Annotated in this window: 24 protein-coding genes; 11 read left to right on the top strand and 13 right to left on the bottom strand. The window is 53.8% G+C overall.

Annotation, left to right across the window (positions count from 1 at the left end):
* Positions 1-258 precede the first annotated feature (258 nt).
* The 7 genes from ACOYNV_RS15020 to ACOYNV_RS14990 form a co-directional block, all read right to left on the bottom strand.
* On the bottom strand, positions 259-672 hold the full coding sequence (locus tag ACOYNV_RS15020) for a type II toxin-antitoxin system VapC family toxin (protein WP_422900602.1): 414 nt from the start codon (positions 670-672) through the stop codon (positions 259-261).
* Positions 669-911, bottom strand: a complete 243-nt coding sequence (locus tag ACOYNV_RS15015) for an AbrB/MazE/SpoVT family DNA-binding domain-containing protein (protein WP_422900601.1) — start codon at positions 909-911, stop codon at positions 669-671. The genes ACOYNV_RS15020 and ACOYNV_RS15015 overlap by 4 nt, the downstream gene beginning before the upstream one ends.
* A 225-nt stretch (positions 912-1,136) precedes the next feature.
* Positions 1,137-1,532 (bottom strand): type II toxin-antitoxin system VapC family toxin, encoded by a 396-nt coding sequence (locus tag ACOYNV_RS15010; protein WP_422900600.1) that lies wholly within the window; start codon positions 1,530-1,532, stop codon positions 1,137-1,139.
* Positions 1,529-1,804: an AbrB/MazE/SpoVT family DNA-binding domain-containing protein gene (locus ACOYNV_RS15005; protein ID WP_422900599.1), complete on the bottom strand. Its 276-nt coding sequence runs from the start codon at positions 1,802-1,804 to the stop codon at positions 1,529-1,531. The genes ACOYNV_RS15010 and ACOYNV_RS15005 overlap by 4 nt, the downstream gene beginning before the upstream one ends.
* Before the next feature lie 387 nt (positions 1,805-2,191).
* The gene (locus ACOYNV_RS15000; RefSeq protein ID WP_422900598.1) at positions 2,192-2,890 is read right to left on the bottom strand and encodes a transposase; all 699 of its coding nucleotides are present in this window, start codon (positions 2,888-2,890) and stop codon (positions 2,192-2,194) included.
* Positions 2,891-2,892: 2 nt separating this feature from the next.
* Positions 2,893-3,150 (bottom strand): DUF2442 domain-containing protein, encoded by a 258-nt coding sequence (locus ACOYNV_RS14995; RefSeq protein ID WP_422900597.1) that lies wholly within the window; start codon positions 3,148-3,150, stop codon positions 2,893-2,895.
* 406 nt (positions 3,151-3,556) lie between these two features.
* Entirely contained in the window at positions 3,557-4,900 is a 1,344-nt protein-coding gene (locus ACOYNV_RS14990) for a porin (protein ID WP_422900596.1), read from the bottom strand.
* 351 nt (positions 4,901-5,251) lie between these two features.
* Between ACOYNV_RS14990 and ACOYNV_RS14985 the strand changes: the two genes are divergently transcribed.
* Positions 5,252-5,527 (top strand): hypothetical protein, encoded by a 276-nt coding sequence (locus ACOYNV_RS14985; RefSeq protein WP_422900594.1) that lies wholly within the window; start codon positions 5,252-5,254, stop codon positions 5,525-5,527.
* Between the two features lie 269 nt (positions 5,528-5,796).
* Here the strand turns inward: ACOYNV_RS14985 and ACOYNV_RS14980 are convergent, their stop codons facing one another.
* Positions 5,797-5,943, bottom strand: coding sequence for a hypothetical protein (locus tag ACOYNV_RS14980; protein ID WP_422900595.1), 147 nt, complete (start codon positions 5,941-5,943; stop codon positions 5,797-5,799).
* 217 nt (positions 5,944-6,160) lie between these two features.
* Here ACOYNV_RS14980 and ACOYNV_RS14975 point away from each other — a divergent pair, with 217 nt between their 5' ends.
* The 4 genes from ACOYNV_RS14975 (at position 6,161) to ACOYNV_RS14960 (ending at position 7,636) form a co-directional block, all read left to right on the top strand.
* Entirely contained in the window at positions 6,161-6,436 is a 276-nt protein-coding gene (locus ACOYNV_RS14975) for a hypothetical protein (RefSeq protein WP_422900594.1), read from the top strand.
* A 283-nt stretch (positions 6,437-6,719) separates the two neighbouring features.
* On the top strand, positions 6,720-6,965 hold the full coding sequence (locus tag ACOYNV_RS14970; protein ID WP_422900593.1) for a FitA-like ribbon-helix-helix domain-containing protein: 246 nt from the start codon (positions 6,720-6,722) through the stop codon (positions 6,963-6,965).
* Between the two features lie 147 nt (positions 6,966-7,112).
* Positions 7,113-7,382 carry a DUF4160 domain-containing protein gene (locus ACOYNV_RS14965; RefSeq protein ID WP_422900592.1) on the top strand — a complete coding sequence of 90 codons (270 nt, stop codon included), beginning with the start codon at positions 7,113-7,115 and terminating at the stop codon, positions 7,380-7,382.
* 8 nt (positions 7,383-7,390) lie between these two features.
* Complete coding sequence (locus tag ACOYNV_RS14960) at positions 7,391-7,636, top strand: DUF2442 domain-containing protein (protein WP_422900591.1); 246 nt, start codon at positions 7,391-7,393, stop codon at positions 7,634-7,636.
* Between the two features lie 158 nt (positions 7,637-7,794).
* Here ACOYNV_RS14960 and ACOYNV_RS14955 read toward each other — a convergent pair whose 3' ends face one another.
* Positions 7,795-8,094, bottom strand: a complete 300-nt coding sequence (locus ACOYNV_RS14955) for a type II toxin-antitoxin system RelE/ParE family toxin (RefSeq protein ID WP_422900590.1) — start codon at positions 8,092-8,094, stop codon at positions 7,795-7,797.
* Entirely contained in the window at positions 8,066-8,245 is a 180-nt protein-coding gene (locus ACOYNV_RS14950) for a hypothetical protein (RefSeq protein WP_422900589.1), read from the bottom strand. Before ACOYNV_RS14950 ends, ACOYNV_RS14955 begins: the two co-directional genes overlap by 29 nt.
* A gap of 316 nt (positions 8,246-8,561) precedes the next feature.
* Here ACOYNV_RS14950 and ACOYNV_RS14945 point away from each other — a divergent pair, with 316 nt between their 5' ends.
* Positions 8,562-8,873: a DUF4160 domain-containing protein gene (locus ACOYNV_RS14945; protein ID WP_422900588.1), complete on the top strand. Its 312-nt coding sequence runs from the start codon at positions 8,562-8,564 to the stop codon at positions 8,871-8,873.
* A gap of 10 nt (positions 8,874-8,883) precedes the next feature.
* The gene (locus ACOYNV_RS14940) at positions 8,884-9,135 is read left to right on the top strand and encodes a DUF2442 domain-containing protein (protein ID WP_422900587.1); all 252 of its coding nucleotides are present in this window, start codon (positions 8,884-8,886) and stop codon (positions 9,133-9,135) included.
* A gap of 192 nt (positions 9,136-9,327) precedes the next feature.
* Here the strand turns inward: ACOYNV_RS14940 and ACOYNV_RS14935 are convergent, their stop codons facing one another.
* On the bottom strand, positions 9,328-9,594 hold the full coding sequence (locus tag ACOYNV_RS14935; protein WP_422900586.1) for a hypothetical protein: 267 nt from the start codon (positions 9,592-9,594) through the stop codon (positions 9,328-9,330).
* Between the two features lie 439 nt (positions 9,595-10,033).
* Here ACOYNV_RS14935 and ACOYNV_RS14930 point away from each other — a divergent pair, with 439 nt between their 5' ends.
* Entirely contained in the window at positions 10,034-10,540 is a 507-nt protein-coding gene (locus ACOYNV_RS14930; RefSeq protein ID WP_422900585.1) for a bacteriohemerythrin, read from the top strand.
* A 17-nt stretch (positions 10,541-10,557) separates the two neighbouring features.
* Here the strand turns inward: ACOYNV_RS14930 and ACOYNV_RS14925 are convergent, their stop codons facing one another.
* On the bottom strand, positions 10,558-11,913 hold the full coding sequence (locus ACOYNV_RS14925; protein ID WP_422900584.1) for a fused MFS/spermidine synthase: 1,356 nt from the start codon (positions 11,911-11,913) through the stop codon (positions 10,558-10,560).
* A gap of 311 nt (positions 11,914-12,224) precedes the next feature.
* Here ACOYNV_RS14925 and ACOYNV_RS14920 point away from each other — a divergent pair, with 311 nt between their 5' ends.
* The 3 genes from ACOYNV_RS14920 (at position 12,225) to ACOYNV_RS14910 (ending at position 13,545) form a co-directional block, all read left to right on the top strand.
* A complete protein-coding gene (locus ACOYNV_RS14920) occupies positions 12,225-12,584 on the top strand; it encodes a type II toxin-antitoxin system VapC family toxin (RefSeq protein ID WP_422900583.1) in 360 nt (119 codons plus the stop codon).
* 284 nt (positions 12,585-12,868) lie between these two features.
* Positions 12,869-13,123, top strand: coding sequence for a type II toxin-antitoxin system Phd/YefM family antitoxin (locus tag ACOYNV_RS14915; RefSeq protein WP_422900582.1), 255 nt, complete (start codon positions 12,869-12,871; stop codon positions 13,121-13,123).
* Entirely contained in the window at positions 13,123-13,545 is a 423-nt protein-coding gene (locus ACOYNV_RS14910) for a type II toxin-antitoxin system VapC family toxin (RefSeq protein ID WP_422900581.1), read from the top strand. Before ACOYNV_RS14915 ends, ACOYNV_RS14910 begins: the two co-directional genes overlap by 1 nt.
* A 385-nt stretch (positions 13,546-13,930) precedes the next feature.
* On the opposite strand, the gene ACOYNV_RS14905 is transcribed toward ACOYNV_RS14910, so the two are convergent.
* Positions 13,931-14,192, bottom strand: a 262-nt coding sequence (locus tag ACOYNV_RS14905; RefSeq protein ID WP_422900580.1) for a hypothetical protein, incomplete at its 5' end; no start/stop codon positions are given.

Raw genomic sequence — 14,192 nt, 5'->3', positions numbered from 1 at the left:
CAGGGCGCTCAAATAAACTGCCCTGGAAAGCCCGTCAATAGGCGATCTGCAACGACATGCCCTGAAAGCCGCATGGATATTGGCTCTCAGGGCGTAACCCTGTAGACGACCGTGCTTATTGGCTTCCAGCGCGTAGGGTTGGCAAACAGCAAGGTTCGCGAACGCGGTTCGATGGCTCGGATAACCGCAGATGGCCGCCATTGGCCCGCGTGCGCAAACGAGATTTGCACACCCTGCAAGGCGGCAAGTCACCTATTGTCATTCCGGCAAAATCAACTGCAGCGTCGGGAAATAAGTTTGATAGCGCGCCGCATCGCGAGTCAGCAGCATCAGCCCACTGGTTGCCGCGTGGGCGCCGATGTAGAAGTCAGGAAGTGGCGAACGCCGGTTGCCGCCGCGCAGCCGATAGGTTCGATAAGCCGCGCCTGCCAGAAAAGCAGCTTCCCAGGGGAGTGATAGCTGCATGAGATCAAACGGCGCAAGGGCTCTTCCAGCCTCAGCCGGGGTGTCGTATCCTGACGATAGTTCGGCGAAGATGATCTGGTTGATCGCCAGCGGGCCAGTCGCATGCAAGCTGATCAGCTTTTCCAGTGACCATTCGTACCAGTCGCTTTTTTCGGCGAGCAGGTCAATGATGATGCAGGAATCGACCAGAACCGGCGGCATCGTCATTCGCCTCTCAGAAATTCCATGATCTCGTCTGCGGATTTACCTTGAAATGCCTTGGTCAGTGGCACGGCGCGGGCATTCTTCAGAGCCGCTTCAAAAATCGCTCGCGATTCGCGCTTGGCGGGGCGAAGCAACACCTCACCCTTTTCGTAAACGAACTCGACGTCGGTATTGGGCAGCAGGCCGGCCGCATTGCGAATGGCTAGCGGGATCGTCACTTGCCCTTTGCTGGTGATGCGCATGGTGGGATCCCCAAAGTAAGAAATTGAACAGTAAGAATCTTACCGCGCGGCGGCTGTTACGGCAACGGTGTTGTTATGAGGCTGTCCAGAAGAAATCCGTGGTCTTTCCCCAATCGTGTGGATCAATGATTCAGATAGCAGCAAGCATGGCCGACATTTCCCAGCGTGCATAAATGAGATTTGCACACCCTCCAAGGCTATTATTCGAGGGCATCAGGCACGCAGTCAGACCTCCCATACCCGCACATCGGGTGTGATACCCGCTTCTCGCGCCACTTTGCAGAAATCCCGGTCGAAGGTGTGCATGACGGCTGAACCGCAAACTGCCAGATGCAGTGCGTCGGCAAAATCGGCTCCATGTGCATACCAATTAACCGCTTGGCTAACAGATTCGGCAGACTCAATTACTGTGTTATCAGTTTCCAGCAGGGCGACAAGGAATTCGAGTAATTCAGTTCTTGGCTTCTTGTAACGGGTTCGTAGAACCCATTCGGTTTCAAGCAACACAGTGCGCGAAATGAAAACCGTATCCTCGGCAATCAGATGCCGGACAACATCGACCTGCTCGGGGTTATCCGCGACCAAAGCCCGCACCAGAAGATTGGTATCGAAGGCGATCATCGGCAACGCTTCTCGGATTCATCCCAGTCCGCACTGTAGTCAACTGGCCGGCAAAGTTCCTCGGTTGAAAGTGGAGGGCCGTCGTGCTTGAGCAAGCCAATCAGATCTTCCAGGCTTCGGCCGGACTTTTTTGGAACAGCCTTGAGCATGACGCCGGAAGCACTTGAAACCAGTGTGATCCGTGTTCCAGCCTCCCAATGCAGTTCGGCCCGAATTTCTCTGGGGATCACGATTTGCCCTTTGCTGGAAAGCGTGATGGTAGCGATAGTCATGGCTCACCTCAAAAAGTAAGACGTAAAGTAAGTCAATTATCTACGTCTCGCCGCCGCGTGGCAAGCTGAGGATTGAGAGCGGCAAGCGGGTAGTTTCCGCAAGGTTTGCGAACGCGGTTCGATGTTCATTTTGATTTGCTCACCTATGAAACAACGGTGGTCATCAGGGAGAAACCACGGTTTTCAGAGCCGAAGAGACAAAAAACCGTGTCCCCTATTATCCTAAAAACCGCAGTTCAAACCACGGCGACACGGCGGGCACAGCGAAAAGCCTCAGCATTTGAGGATTGCATGGCTCACCCAAAGGGTGATTAATGAAAACATTGCAAGTCATTGTTTTTCCGCTGTGTTCGTCGTGTCCGCTGTGGTTAACTGCTTTTTTCAGGATTATTCTTCGGCAGGCTGTTTGAACGGCCGGCCAGCCTTGCCTCGCTGTGTGCGGCGGCCAGCCAGCAAGGCGACTTCCTGGGCAAAGTGCTCACTCCCGAGCACCATGCCGCCGTGAGTTGCACGACGAATCTCATCCACCAACCCCGGATCAAGCTCATGGCGGAACAACTCACGATAGGCCGCCTGCCGTTCACCATCCGTCAGCCCGAGGCCCCCATAAACCGGATGTGGGCGAATTGTCGGCGAGGCATCACCCTGCCCATTCGCCCCATAGCTCGACCACCGATATTCTCCAGGATGCTTCACCATTTCAGCACGAACCGGGTTCAATTCAATGTAGCGCTGGCAACCGAGAAAGTACGCCTCTTCACCCACCACGCAGGAGCGGAACCGCCCTTCCCACAACGTACCGGTGCGACGGTAGGCGCGGTTGAAATACTGTACATAACGCTGCCCAAGGCGCTTCATCAACTGCGACACACCCTCCGCATTCTGAGGGGTCGCCAGCAAATGAACGTGATTGGTCATCAGCACATAGGCGTGAATAGCCACTCCGACCTTGGCGCTGATCGCGGTCAGATGCTCCAGATAAAAGAGGTAATCCTCATCAGCGCCAAAGCAAGCAGCACGATTGTTGCCGCGCTGGATGATGTGCAGCGGCGTATTCGGTAATTTCAGACGGGGCAGGCGCGGCATGATTATTCGGCTGGTTTTTGATCGCTGAATGGCACCGAACGCTCGTAAAGCGTTTCCGGGTCGATATCGATATTCCCCGGCCACACCACAGTCCCGTTTTCAACAAAAGCGCCCATGAAAGCATTGCATGTTTTGAGTCGAGCCCAAGGTTTTTGGTCAAGATAACAAGCCATGTCGAAAGAGCGCCGTTCGCCATTTTCAAATTCAAGAAGCAGTGTGAAATCAGGCTGCACTGCCACGCGGGTCACATCAAGCAACATCACCACACTCCTTTATTTAAGTGGATCAATGCGGAAAAGTACAACAAGCCCATACCAGAACCATTTGCATTAGTATATGTGAAACAATAGGAGTCTGTCCCTTATTGTTAGTGGATCAATGCGGAAAGGTTCAATACCCTCCTTGGCAAGTTCCCAATCTGCCAGCAACTCATCACGATGCAGATCAGCCCATACCTGAACCATTCGCTATAGGTGAAACAATAGGAGTCTGTCCCCTAAAATAATATAGCAGAAACAGGCGTTGACGAGACGAAGAGGCAGGAGGTTCAGTAATGCGCCCTTTGGGAGGAAACAATAGGAGTCTGTCCCCTATTATTCTTATTTGATAAAAAAAAACGAGCGCCGAAGCGCCCGTTTTGAATTTCAATAACGCTGTTAGGCGATATTAGAACGAGTGACGCAGACCAACACCGTAGACTTGCGGATCAGCACCAAGTGCCGAATTAACGGAACCGTTACCGTTGCTGCTGTTCAAATCAAACGCTGCATTCGAGTTGTTGGAGATCTTCGTGTAAAGAGCATAGGCTTGGGTGCGCTTGGAGAAATTGTAACCATAGCGCAGGGTGAATTGCTGTGCGCCCGTGTTGTTATTGCCAATATTCGAACCAAGCACCGGGTTATACGTGTTGCCGAGAGTCGTCATAAGCGAACCGCTCGTGCTGGCTGCGTTCTGGTAGGACGCAGCGAACTCATTCGCACCCATGACGTGTTTGACACCCAAGAAGTAGGAGTTGCGTTTCAGGGTCAGATCGTTGACGCCGGCAGCAGAGCCCAGGCTAATCTTGCCATTGAAATTCTGCCATTGAGCAGACACTGTTGTACCTTGACCGAAGGCATACAAACCCGACAGCAAATTGGCATTGTGCTTTTCAGAAGAGCCTGAACCGATGCCGACGTCATTAAGGCCGAGATAGCTGTATGAAACCTTCGCGCCACCGTTGGCGTAATTCAGGGCAACGTTCCAGCCGTAGGGATTAACTTGGTTGTTGGCAGGAATGGCAGACGGGTTCGCTAGGGTCAAGCCTTGCAGGTTGCCTGGGATCCTAACGGTGTTAGCAAGTGCGCCTGTCGTGGTGTCCTGGCTATTGAAGGAATTCGGCACATAAGCGATCCCGCCGTTGAAACCGGAGAAAGTCGGTGAGATGTAGGCGATGGCATTGGTGCGGAAAGCCAGATTGACGTTGCCATTAGCCTTTGCGAATACGCCATTGTTGTTGCCCGCACCGGCTGAGCCAGGAACCACGTCAAAAGCAGCGTTCTGGCTACGGTAAAGTGTTGAAATCCAACCGCCGATGACGGTACCGAAACCACCAGCTACGCCGACGTAGGTATCACGTGCACCGGTGAAAAGGCCGTTGGCGATACCTGTACCGGGTGGGGTCACGCCGGTCTGGTTGGCGTTCTGTGTCTGGTTAAAATTGACGCCAGTTTCAATTTGGAACACGGCGGTCAGGCCATTACCCAACGCTTCCGAACCCTTGAAACCGAGCAGCGAAGAATTGGACTGAACGCGGGCACGATTGCCGATGTTGGATTGTACCGCTTGTTGTGCGGCGGTAAGGCCTGGGTTAGCAAGGGTGTTAGCACCGGTAGCGAACGAAGTGGCACCAGTAGCCGACGCGCCTTCAAACGACACATCGCCAACGCCGTAGACGGTAACGTTGGTCTGAGCGAAAGCGGCACCTGAAACCAGACTGGCCACAGCCAGAGCGATAAATTTCTTTTGCATTTGTGAATCTCCTCTAAGTTTGAGATCGATGGATTTTTTGAGAGCTCCACCAAACTGCACCTCTCATGGATGAGAAGCTGAACGAATAGTCGCAAACCGAAAGGCCGAGGGCAACCATGAATTTAAATTTCCGACGCTTGTTTCGCCGTTCTGTTGCAAAATTGCAACAACCCGCCCACCCGGCCTTGAAAACACACGCCGTCAACCCGGTTGCGGGTTTCCGGATTCCACCACTGCAGTGAGGTTGCCAAGACAACAGGGGACAGACTCCTATTGTTTCCGCGCCTGTCCGCCAGAGCCAGCGCTCTGCTATTATTCAGCGGTGGTTACATCAAGTTAAGGAACCGGAAAATGAGCACGATTACTTTCGATACCCTTAGATTCGCCGAGCGCCTGAAAGCGGCAGGCGTACCGGAGGCGCAGGCGAAAGCCGAGGCCGAAGCTTTGCGCGACGTGTTGTCTGAGGCGCTGGATACCACCCTCGCCACACGTACCGACATTTTCGCTGTCAAGTCAGAGTTGAAAGTCGACATTGCAGCCCTTGATGCCAAGTTCGACAAACTCACCTGGATGATGGGTATCCTGATCGCCTTGGCCGTCGCCAACTTCGCCAAACAGTTTTTCTAGCCACAGACTATGTGCGCAGTTCCCGGACAACCGGGGACAACCGGGGACAGACTCCGATTGTTTCAAGCGCGAACGTTTTCTGTCTTTCACGTGAGATGCCAATGGCGCATCCAGTCATCTGAGCCCGGCGCGCACCCCGATACCGATTGGCACACTTGCGCAAATGAGATATGCACGCCCTGCAAGGCTGCTATTTCCAAGACAATAGGGGACAGACTCCTATTGTTTTCCGCTAACGGCTTTGCGCATCAGCACGGTGGGTGTCAGGCTCATAGCCTGACACCGTCGAGTGCAATATTTTTCAGCAGGCGCGGGTTGGCATAGGTTTCGGGATGCTCCCATTCGTCAAGCCAGACAGGCAGCGGGGAGATATTGATGCCAGTTTCAAGCAGTACGTCAAAAGCCACATCCGACATGGCAAGTTTTGTTTTCAGAAATAATGACAATAACAATAATAATAGGGGACACTAATAATAGGGGACACACGACACACGACAACAGGGGACACGACAACAGGGGACAGACTCCTATAGGACAACAGGGGACAGACTCCTATTGTTTCCGCGCCTGTCCGCCAGAGCCAGCGCTCTGCTATTATTCAGCGGTGGTTACATCAAGTTAAGGAACCGGAAAATGAGCACGATTACTTTCGATACCCTTAGATTCGCCGAGCGCCTGAAAGCGGCAGGCGTACCGGAGGCGCAGGCGAAAGCCGAGGCCGAAGCTTTGCGCGACGTGTTGTCTGAGGCGCTGGATACCACCCTCGCCACACGTACCGACATTTTCGCTGTCAAGTCAGAGTTGAAAGTCGACATTGCAGCCCTTGATGCCAAGTTCGACAAACTCACCTGGATGATGGGTATCCTGATCGCCTTGGCCGTCGCCAACTTCGCCAAACAGTTTTTCTAGCCACAGACTATGTGCGCAGTTCCCGGACAACCGGGGACAACCGGGGACAGACTCCGATTGTTTCAAGCGCGAACGTTTTCTGTCTTTCACGTGAGATGCCAATGGCGCATCCAGTCATCTGAGCCCGGCGCGCACCCCGATACCGATTGGCACACTTGCGCAAATGAGATATGCACGCCCTGCAAGGCTGCTATTTCCAGGATAGGAGCTATAGGATTCAAACGTTGCATAAAAGTGAGCCAGTCGATATCGTGATATCTTTTATTGTCTTGCGAGGTGTCGTATGTCTCAAGTCGTCGTGCGTAATCTTGAAAATGGGGTGAAGGTCGGGCTCAAGCAGCGTGCGTTGCTCCATGGCTGGAGCATGGAAGAAGAGGCGCGCCAGATTTTGCGTAAAGCAGTGCTGGCGGATTCTTCCCCGGTGCCGCTGGGTTCGCGTATCGCTGCCCGCTTTGCCGGGTGCGGGATCGCTGAAGATTTGCCCGAACTGCATGGTCAGGCAAGCGAAGGGATGGACTTCGGCGCATGATTGGAAATAGGGGACAGACTCCTATTGTTTTCGCGCTACAAGGCACGTTCCTTGGGTTCTTGATATTTCCACAGGCTATCAATGCCAGTTGTGCGTTTTTGGTTTGCTCTACTACAATTGTTTCACTCGTTTTATTCAAGGTTTGCCATGCCGACAATCAGTATGTTTTACGGGATTCTCGTGTTGATGTACTTTCGCGACAATCGACGCCACCATCTTGCGCACATCCATGTTCGCTACCAAGGCGAAGAAGCTTCAGTATCCATCGACGACGGATCACTGCTTGATGGGTCATTACCGCCGAAACAACTGAAAATGGTTCAAGCGTGGATCGAAATACACAAGGAGGAGTTGTTACTCGACTGGGATCTGGCGGTCAATGGTGAAGAACCATTCCGGATTCCACCACTGCAGTGAGGTTGCCAATGCTGATCGATGTAATTTCTGTTTGTACTTGCCCCGAATTCCAGCTCGACCTCGAATTCAAGAACGGCGAGCGACGCCGCTTTGATATGCGCCCACTTCTTTCCATAAAACCATGGAATCGCGTTGCTGCACCCGCCATCTTCAATCGTGCGCGCGCGGATTATGGAACGGTAGTCTGGCCAGGTGAAATAGATATTGCGCCCGAAACGCTCTACGACGATTCGGTGCCGTTCGGGAAACAGTAACAACAGAGGAAACCCCAGGGACAGACTCCTATTGTTTTTCCGTTAACGGCCATGACTTATTGATATTTTCACAGGCTTTCAGCGCTGGTCGGAGCCATTCCGTATTCCACCACTGCAGTGAGGTTGCCAATGCTGATTCTCCGGCGCACGGATGGAATCTAATTGAAGTAGCGCAGTGCTTGGTGCAGGCAACGAAGGATAGAAACCTTCGTTGCCTGAACTCGGTAAACGAGAATGTACGGGAACCGCCGCATTACATATTCCCGCGTTCCTGAGCGTTTGCCTTCTCGATATGAAAGGGGCCGCCGAAGAATGCGGCGAGCCGCTTCAATGATTTCGTGGTCGGCTTCTTGCGCTATGAAAAGAGAGGCTTCCTCGCTGTAAAAACGAGCAATCTTCTTGCGGTCTGCAATCGACCGTTTTGACCACTCAAGCTGCCTTGTTGTTTTCTTTTTCAAGCTCTGCAAAGAAGCTCTCCATGTCAGCAGTAGCTTCAGCGTTGGTCAGGACATGGCCCGCATCGCAATCGGCCATTCCTTTATCGACTTCCGCGACAAACCAGGCATCGTAAGCGGCCTGCTTTTTTGGCTGAGTCATTGGCTGGTTCATCAAGCGTCCTCCATGTGTGTGCCCAGTATACCCCTTGCGCGTAGCAATCTCGGTGCTCAAAACAATAGGGGACACCTATTGTTTTCCGCGTTCCGCTACCAAACAGTAGTAAATAGGGGACAGACCCCTATTGTTCTCACTAATGCAAACTGGAATAAAATATGTGTTTTCTCAGAGGAATGTTATGCCCACTATAAGCATGTTCTACGGAATTCTGGTTACCTTGTTGTTTGAAGACAATGTTCGCCACCATCTTCCGCATTTTCATGTGCGCTATCAGTAGTAAATAGGGGACAGACCCCTATTGTTCTCACTAATGCAAACTGGAATAAAATATGTGTTTTCTCAGAGGAATGTTATGCCCACTATAAGCATGTTCTACGGAATTCTGGTTACCTTGTTGTTTGAAGACAATGTTCGCCACCATCTTCCGCATTTTCATGTGCGCTATCAAGGCGACAAGGCGTCTATCGCCATTGACGACGGGCGTGTTCTTGCGGGCAGCTTACCCAACAAACAACTGAAACTGGTTCAAGCCTGGGTAGAACTTCACCGCGATGAACTTTTTGCCGACTGGGATCTTGCCGTGAATGGTGAAGAACCTTTTCGGATTGCACCGCTCCAATAAGGGTATCTTTATGGACAGATTGCTGGATGTAGTGAGTGTCACGGTTCGGCCGGGTTACCGATTAAGGCTCGAATTCGAGAATGGAGAGCAACGCCTTTTCAATATGTCACCCTACATGAGCAAAAAACCGTTCAACCGGCTCAAGGATTCGCCAATTTTTAACTGTGCTTACGTCGATTATGGAACTGTAGTGTGGCCAGGCAATATCGATATTGCACCCGAAACGCTCTACGACGATTCGGTACCGCTCGACGTTAAATAGGGGGCAGACTTCTATTGTTTTCCGCTAACGAACAGTATCGCGCCAGCCACCTCGTAAGTAATAGGGGTCAGACACCTATTGACGCTGGTCTTGCTGGCGAAGCTTGCATTTACCCTGCCGCACTAGCCGGATGTCGGGCTAGCGCAGCGTAACCCGACCTGCAAAACTGCCTGCACTTTGATTCGCATCGGGTCAGAAAAACTGTTTCGCGAAATTGGCGATCGCTATCGCAAGAACAGCGCCAAGCATCCACTTAACCAATGCCATCTCTCCGCGTACATTGGCAATCTCGGTTTTGATCTCTGCAACAGCAAGCGCTACATCCTTGCGCGTAGCAATCTCGGCTTCGCCACTGGCATCTTTGAAAGCCTCTGCCATGGCGGTAGCTTGCTCACGAGGAATGCCGGATTTTTCCAGGCGCTCAACGAATTTAAGCGTATCAAATGTAATTGTGCTCATCAATCAGCTCCGTTCTTGGTTACTTTATTGTACATAAATATCTGCCTGGGTATTTTCCAATTCATGTTTTCGCCCTGACGGGCATGGCTTTGAAAGTCGCCCCCAAATTATGAAAGTCATGCCCGTTTCCCTCACCCCCGACCCCTTCCAGAGGGCGAGGGGAGGTTCAAGAGTCGCTGGGGCGACTTTCGTGTTAAAGAAGTGCATGAAAGTATCGCCTGCCTGAAAATCGCGGTCAAACTCCGGTACGGCGCAGCAGGCCCCTGAGGAAATCAGGCATTGCTGTTTGACAGCGCATGGCCTATATAAAAGGTGGCTCACGGCATCCGTCACGAATCAGCTTCCCAAGGTAGTGATGCTGCAGTCGCCGGCGCCAGGATCGAAACTTATCAGCCACCGTGGAGTCCTTACCCGTAGCAAACATGTCCAGGAGACTGCCATGAGCACTAATACCGCGTTGTTCGGACGAATTCAGTTGCAACATCTTTCCGTAAATAATCTCATCCAGTGGGGCGATCACCTTTCAGTCGAGCATCCCCGGATCGATGCCCAGCACAAGGCGATATTCGATCTGGGGACCAGGGTTTACGAAAGCTGGCGCGGAGGAGGAAACGTCGATCTTCTCCGTCCGGCAGTAGACAAACTGGAGAATCTGCTCAAGGTTCACTTTGCCTACGAAGAGCGACTGCTTGCCGAAATAGGCTACGAGGGACTGGAGCAGCATGCGGCGGAACACCGTGGCATGCTCGTCGAAATGGAAAACCTGCAACTACGATTCCACGCTATCAAGCAGGGCCACGAATTTTCGGGCGGCTCTTTGCTGGCCCCGGGCTGGTCGATCATGCAGTTCATCCTCGGCTTTACCATCGGGCATGTCATGAGCAGCGACATGAGCTACTGCCAGACTCTCATTGCCAGCCGCAACCAGATACAAGGAACAGCCTGAGCTGTTGTTGCCGTGCTTCAGCGCGAACGGGCCAGGTCGAAGTCGGCCGCATTGCGTTCGTCGACGTAGAGGCTCGTTTGCTGTGGCTGATTGCCGTTGTGGCAGGTCACGATGACATTGCTCAAGGCTTGCGTCTTGTGCAGCACCTCGACGGCGCAACGACCATAGACGCTCTCGATGGTGGCCAGCAGATTGACCGCGTAGGGCGTGGCGAGTTTGCCATCGAGAATCAGGTTGGCAATCATCACGCCTTCGTTCGTCAGCACACGGCGCGTGCTTTGCCAGAACTCGCGCGTAACCAGATGGCCGGGAATCGAGCTGTGTGAACTGTAGACGTCGATTATCGCCGCGTCGAAACGTCGCTCGGTACTCACCACGAAATGCCGGGCATCGTCGACGATGAATTCGCCGAGCGCCGCCTCGCCCAGGAATTTCCTTTCGGCAATGCCGCGGATGGCCGGGTCGATATCGACGTAGGTGTAGTGGTTGTCAGGCTCGCGGTGCGATAGCGTAAAACCGCCAGCGCCGAGCACCAGAATCTGGCGGTCGTGGAAGTCGAGTTCCTCAAGCAATAGGCGGCGGATATGCTCCACATAGCGCGCGTAGTGGCGCGGTTCGCCTTCGTCGATCAGCGAGGCCAGCGAATTGTTGTTCTTGAACGCACGCGGGTTGAGCGCGCCGGCGATGTTGACCGGGATGACGCTGTAGTTGGCGTAAGCCGTTTCGATCACCGGGCGCAGCCAGGTGTTGCAGACCACGGCCAGCGATATGACCGCCGCGCCGGCAACAGCGGCGCGCCAGGTGCGCGGGCTGAGCAGGGCGAAACCGACGACCAGCAGCACCGCACAGATGGCGACCGCCGCCGAAACGCCGAGCCACTGCATGATCAGCAGCGAGAGCGAAATCGAACCGAGGAAGGAGCCGAGCGTCGAGTAGTACAGCGCATAACCGCTGGCCTCGCCGGTTCGCTGGTGCTGCATCAGGTTGGTCAGGATCGGTACCGTCTGTCCCAGCAACCAGGCTAGCGGGCACAGCACGGCGCCGATGAACACGAGATAGGCCAGCGCTGGCGGATCGAATGCGGCGAAGATCAGATCGACGGCAATCCCGGCCAGGCCGGCGCCGGTGAGCGCCGCGGCGATCAGGAAGTTCCTGGCGACGACGGGCAGATAATGGCCGTCGACCTTGGCCCCGGACTGATAGCCGAGTGCCAGCGCCAGCAGAAAGAAGCCGATGGTCGGCGCGGTAACGACGATCGAACTGCCCAGGTGCGGGATGATCTGGCGTAGCGCGATGACTTCGGCACCAAGCGAACAGAAACCTTCGATGAAGACGATGGCGAAGAGAAGAGGGCGGGAAAGGGTGTTTGGCAATGGATTTGCACCGAGGTAAGCGGCTGTGAACTATAACCGGGCGCATGCGTTTGTTGTCGTTGATCCCTGCGCTGCCCCCAGCCAATGCAGCAATTCCGGAGCCCATAGCCTGGTTTGGAGCCTCGCCTGCAAGCCAATAAAGACGGCGACCTTCGAACATCATGCCGTGCAAGCCTTTATTCATTCGGATCTTCGGGCATGCCTTGCCAGGAACGCCTATTGACAGGGAGTTCGGGGTTAACCGCGGGCTCTCCCCGGTTACCCCGTTTAATCATCAATCTACGGCGCTATGTACCGAGAAGCGAATCCCCGTGGCAAAACCGCTTCGCTTATTGCTATTCGCCCACAAACGCGGCGAGTTGGTTATTTTGCAGCCAGTTCACTGGCTGGCAGAAGTCGCCGCAGTGCTGGCGCGCATCAGCCCAATCACCGTTCAGGACGACATGACCGATCTCCAGTCGCTCCAGATCACCGTCGCAGACACCCCGGCGATCTGGCAAATCGCTTGCGCACTATCTGTTTCCCTGAACCATCACCTGTTCGACACCCCCTACCACGCCGTAGCGCCAAGCACACCGGAAACTACGCTGGTGACGGCGGATCGGCGCTATTACGAAAAAGCTGCCAGCAAAGGCGCGATTGTGTTGTTAAACCCAGAAAACTCTGTTTAACCACGGCGGCACGGCGAACACGGCGTAAAAACAATGGCTTGCAATATTTTCATGATTCACCCTTTGGGTGAGCCATTAAATCCTGAAAAACTGAGCACCCCAAGAGTATTTGCTTCGCAGCAGCTTTTCGCCGTGTCCGCCGTCCCTCTGCAGGGAGGCTTCGCGCTGTCGCCGTGGTTTGAACTGCGGTTTTTAGGTTAAACGATTTACAACTTTAGAAAACCCATAGAGCCACACTGCATGTGGCAACGTACCTACATTACACACAGACATGAGGTGTCGCCATGACCATTACGACCCTTTCAAGCCGCCAGTTCAACCAGGATGCCAGCAAGGCCAAAAAAGCAGCACTGGCGGGACCGGTGTTCATCACCGATCGAGGCCGGCCCGCGCATGTGCTATTGACGTTTGACGAGTACAAAAGGATTACAGGAATACATACGAAGATCGCCGATCTCCTGGCGATGCCTGGTATCGAAGACGTTGATCTTGAGATTCCCCAATTGCACGATCTCGCCCAACCGGCGGATTTTTCCTGATGTACTTGCTCGATACCAATGTTGTATCCGAATTACGGAAGATCCGCCACGGGAAGGCGGATAGCAACGTCGCGCTTTGGGCAGACAGTGTCGATGCCGCCGATTTGTACCTGTCAGCAATCACCATCCACGAATTGGAGATCGGTGTATTGCTGGCAGAACGCCGTGATCCAGCGCAGGGAGCAATCTTTCGGGCATGGCTGAACGGTCATGTCTTACCGGCCTTCACTGGCCGCATCCTGGCTGTCGATAGCGCAGTTGCCCTGCGTAGCGCGCGACTCCATGTGCCAGACCCGCGCCCTGTTCGAGACGGGCTTGTCGCTGCCACCGCGTTGGTGCATGGCATGACCATCGCAACGCGGAACATGGCCGACTTTGAGCCAACCGGTGTTCCGACTCTCAACCCGTGGGTTAGCCAGTAGTCAGTCAACCCGGAAGCTGACCGAAGGAAATGTGCCCCAGGAAATACCATTGGGGTACAGAGCCAGCATGGCTTGACCTGGTGCTTTACGCTGCCGATCTGGCGGCGATCTTCCCGCCAAAACAACATTAAGCCCGCAATCAGGAATCATCCTGGCCGGAGTGGCGATCCGCAAGCCATATACCTGAAGCGTGGCGTATTTCCTTGCTGTTCGGCATGACTCATTGCAGAACGCCAATTGGCGCGGCTTCCAGAGGTGCATGCCTATATTGGGCATGGCCTGATCGGCAAGCCTTCCGAAGCTTTCCTTTGCTACGCCAAGCAGATTCCCCGTGCGCAAAGAAAAGAATTTGCGCATCCTGCCGGGCTAAGGTTCCCCTCTTCGATTACCTCTGTTTTGCAAGCCTTAGCAACTTGACCTGCGCTTCGTTCAACCCCGTCCTGGTGGCAATAGCAACATCGTCAAGAATGTCCAGCAGGTTTCTCGCAACCTCCAGAGCTTTGGTTTGCTCCCCGAGTTTTCGGCCCTCTTCCAGCCCTTCTTCCATCCCTTCTTCCATCCCTTTTTTCATCCCTTCTTCCATCCCTTTTTTCATCCCCTTTTCCATCCCCTTTTCCATCCCCTTTTCCATCCCCTTTTCCATCCCC

It is taken from the genome of Propionivibrio sp., from assembly GCF_049316945.1.
GTDB lineage: Bacteria > Pseudomonadota > Gammaproteobacteria > Burkholderiales > Rhodocyclaceae > Propionivibrio.
Note: the sequence above shows the minus strand (reverse complement) of the source record. Positions and strands in the feature narration are given on the sequence as shown.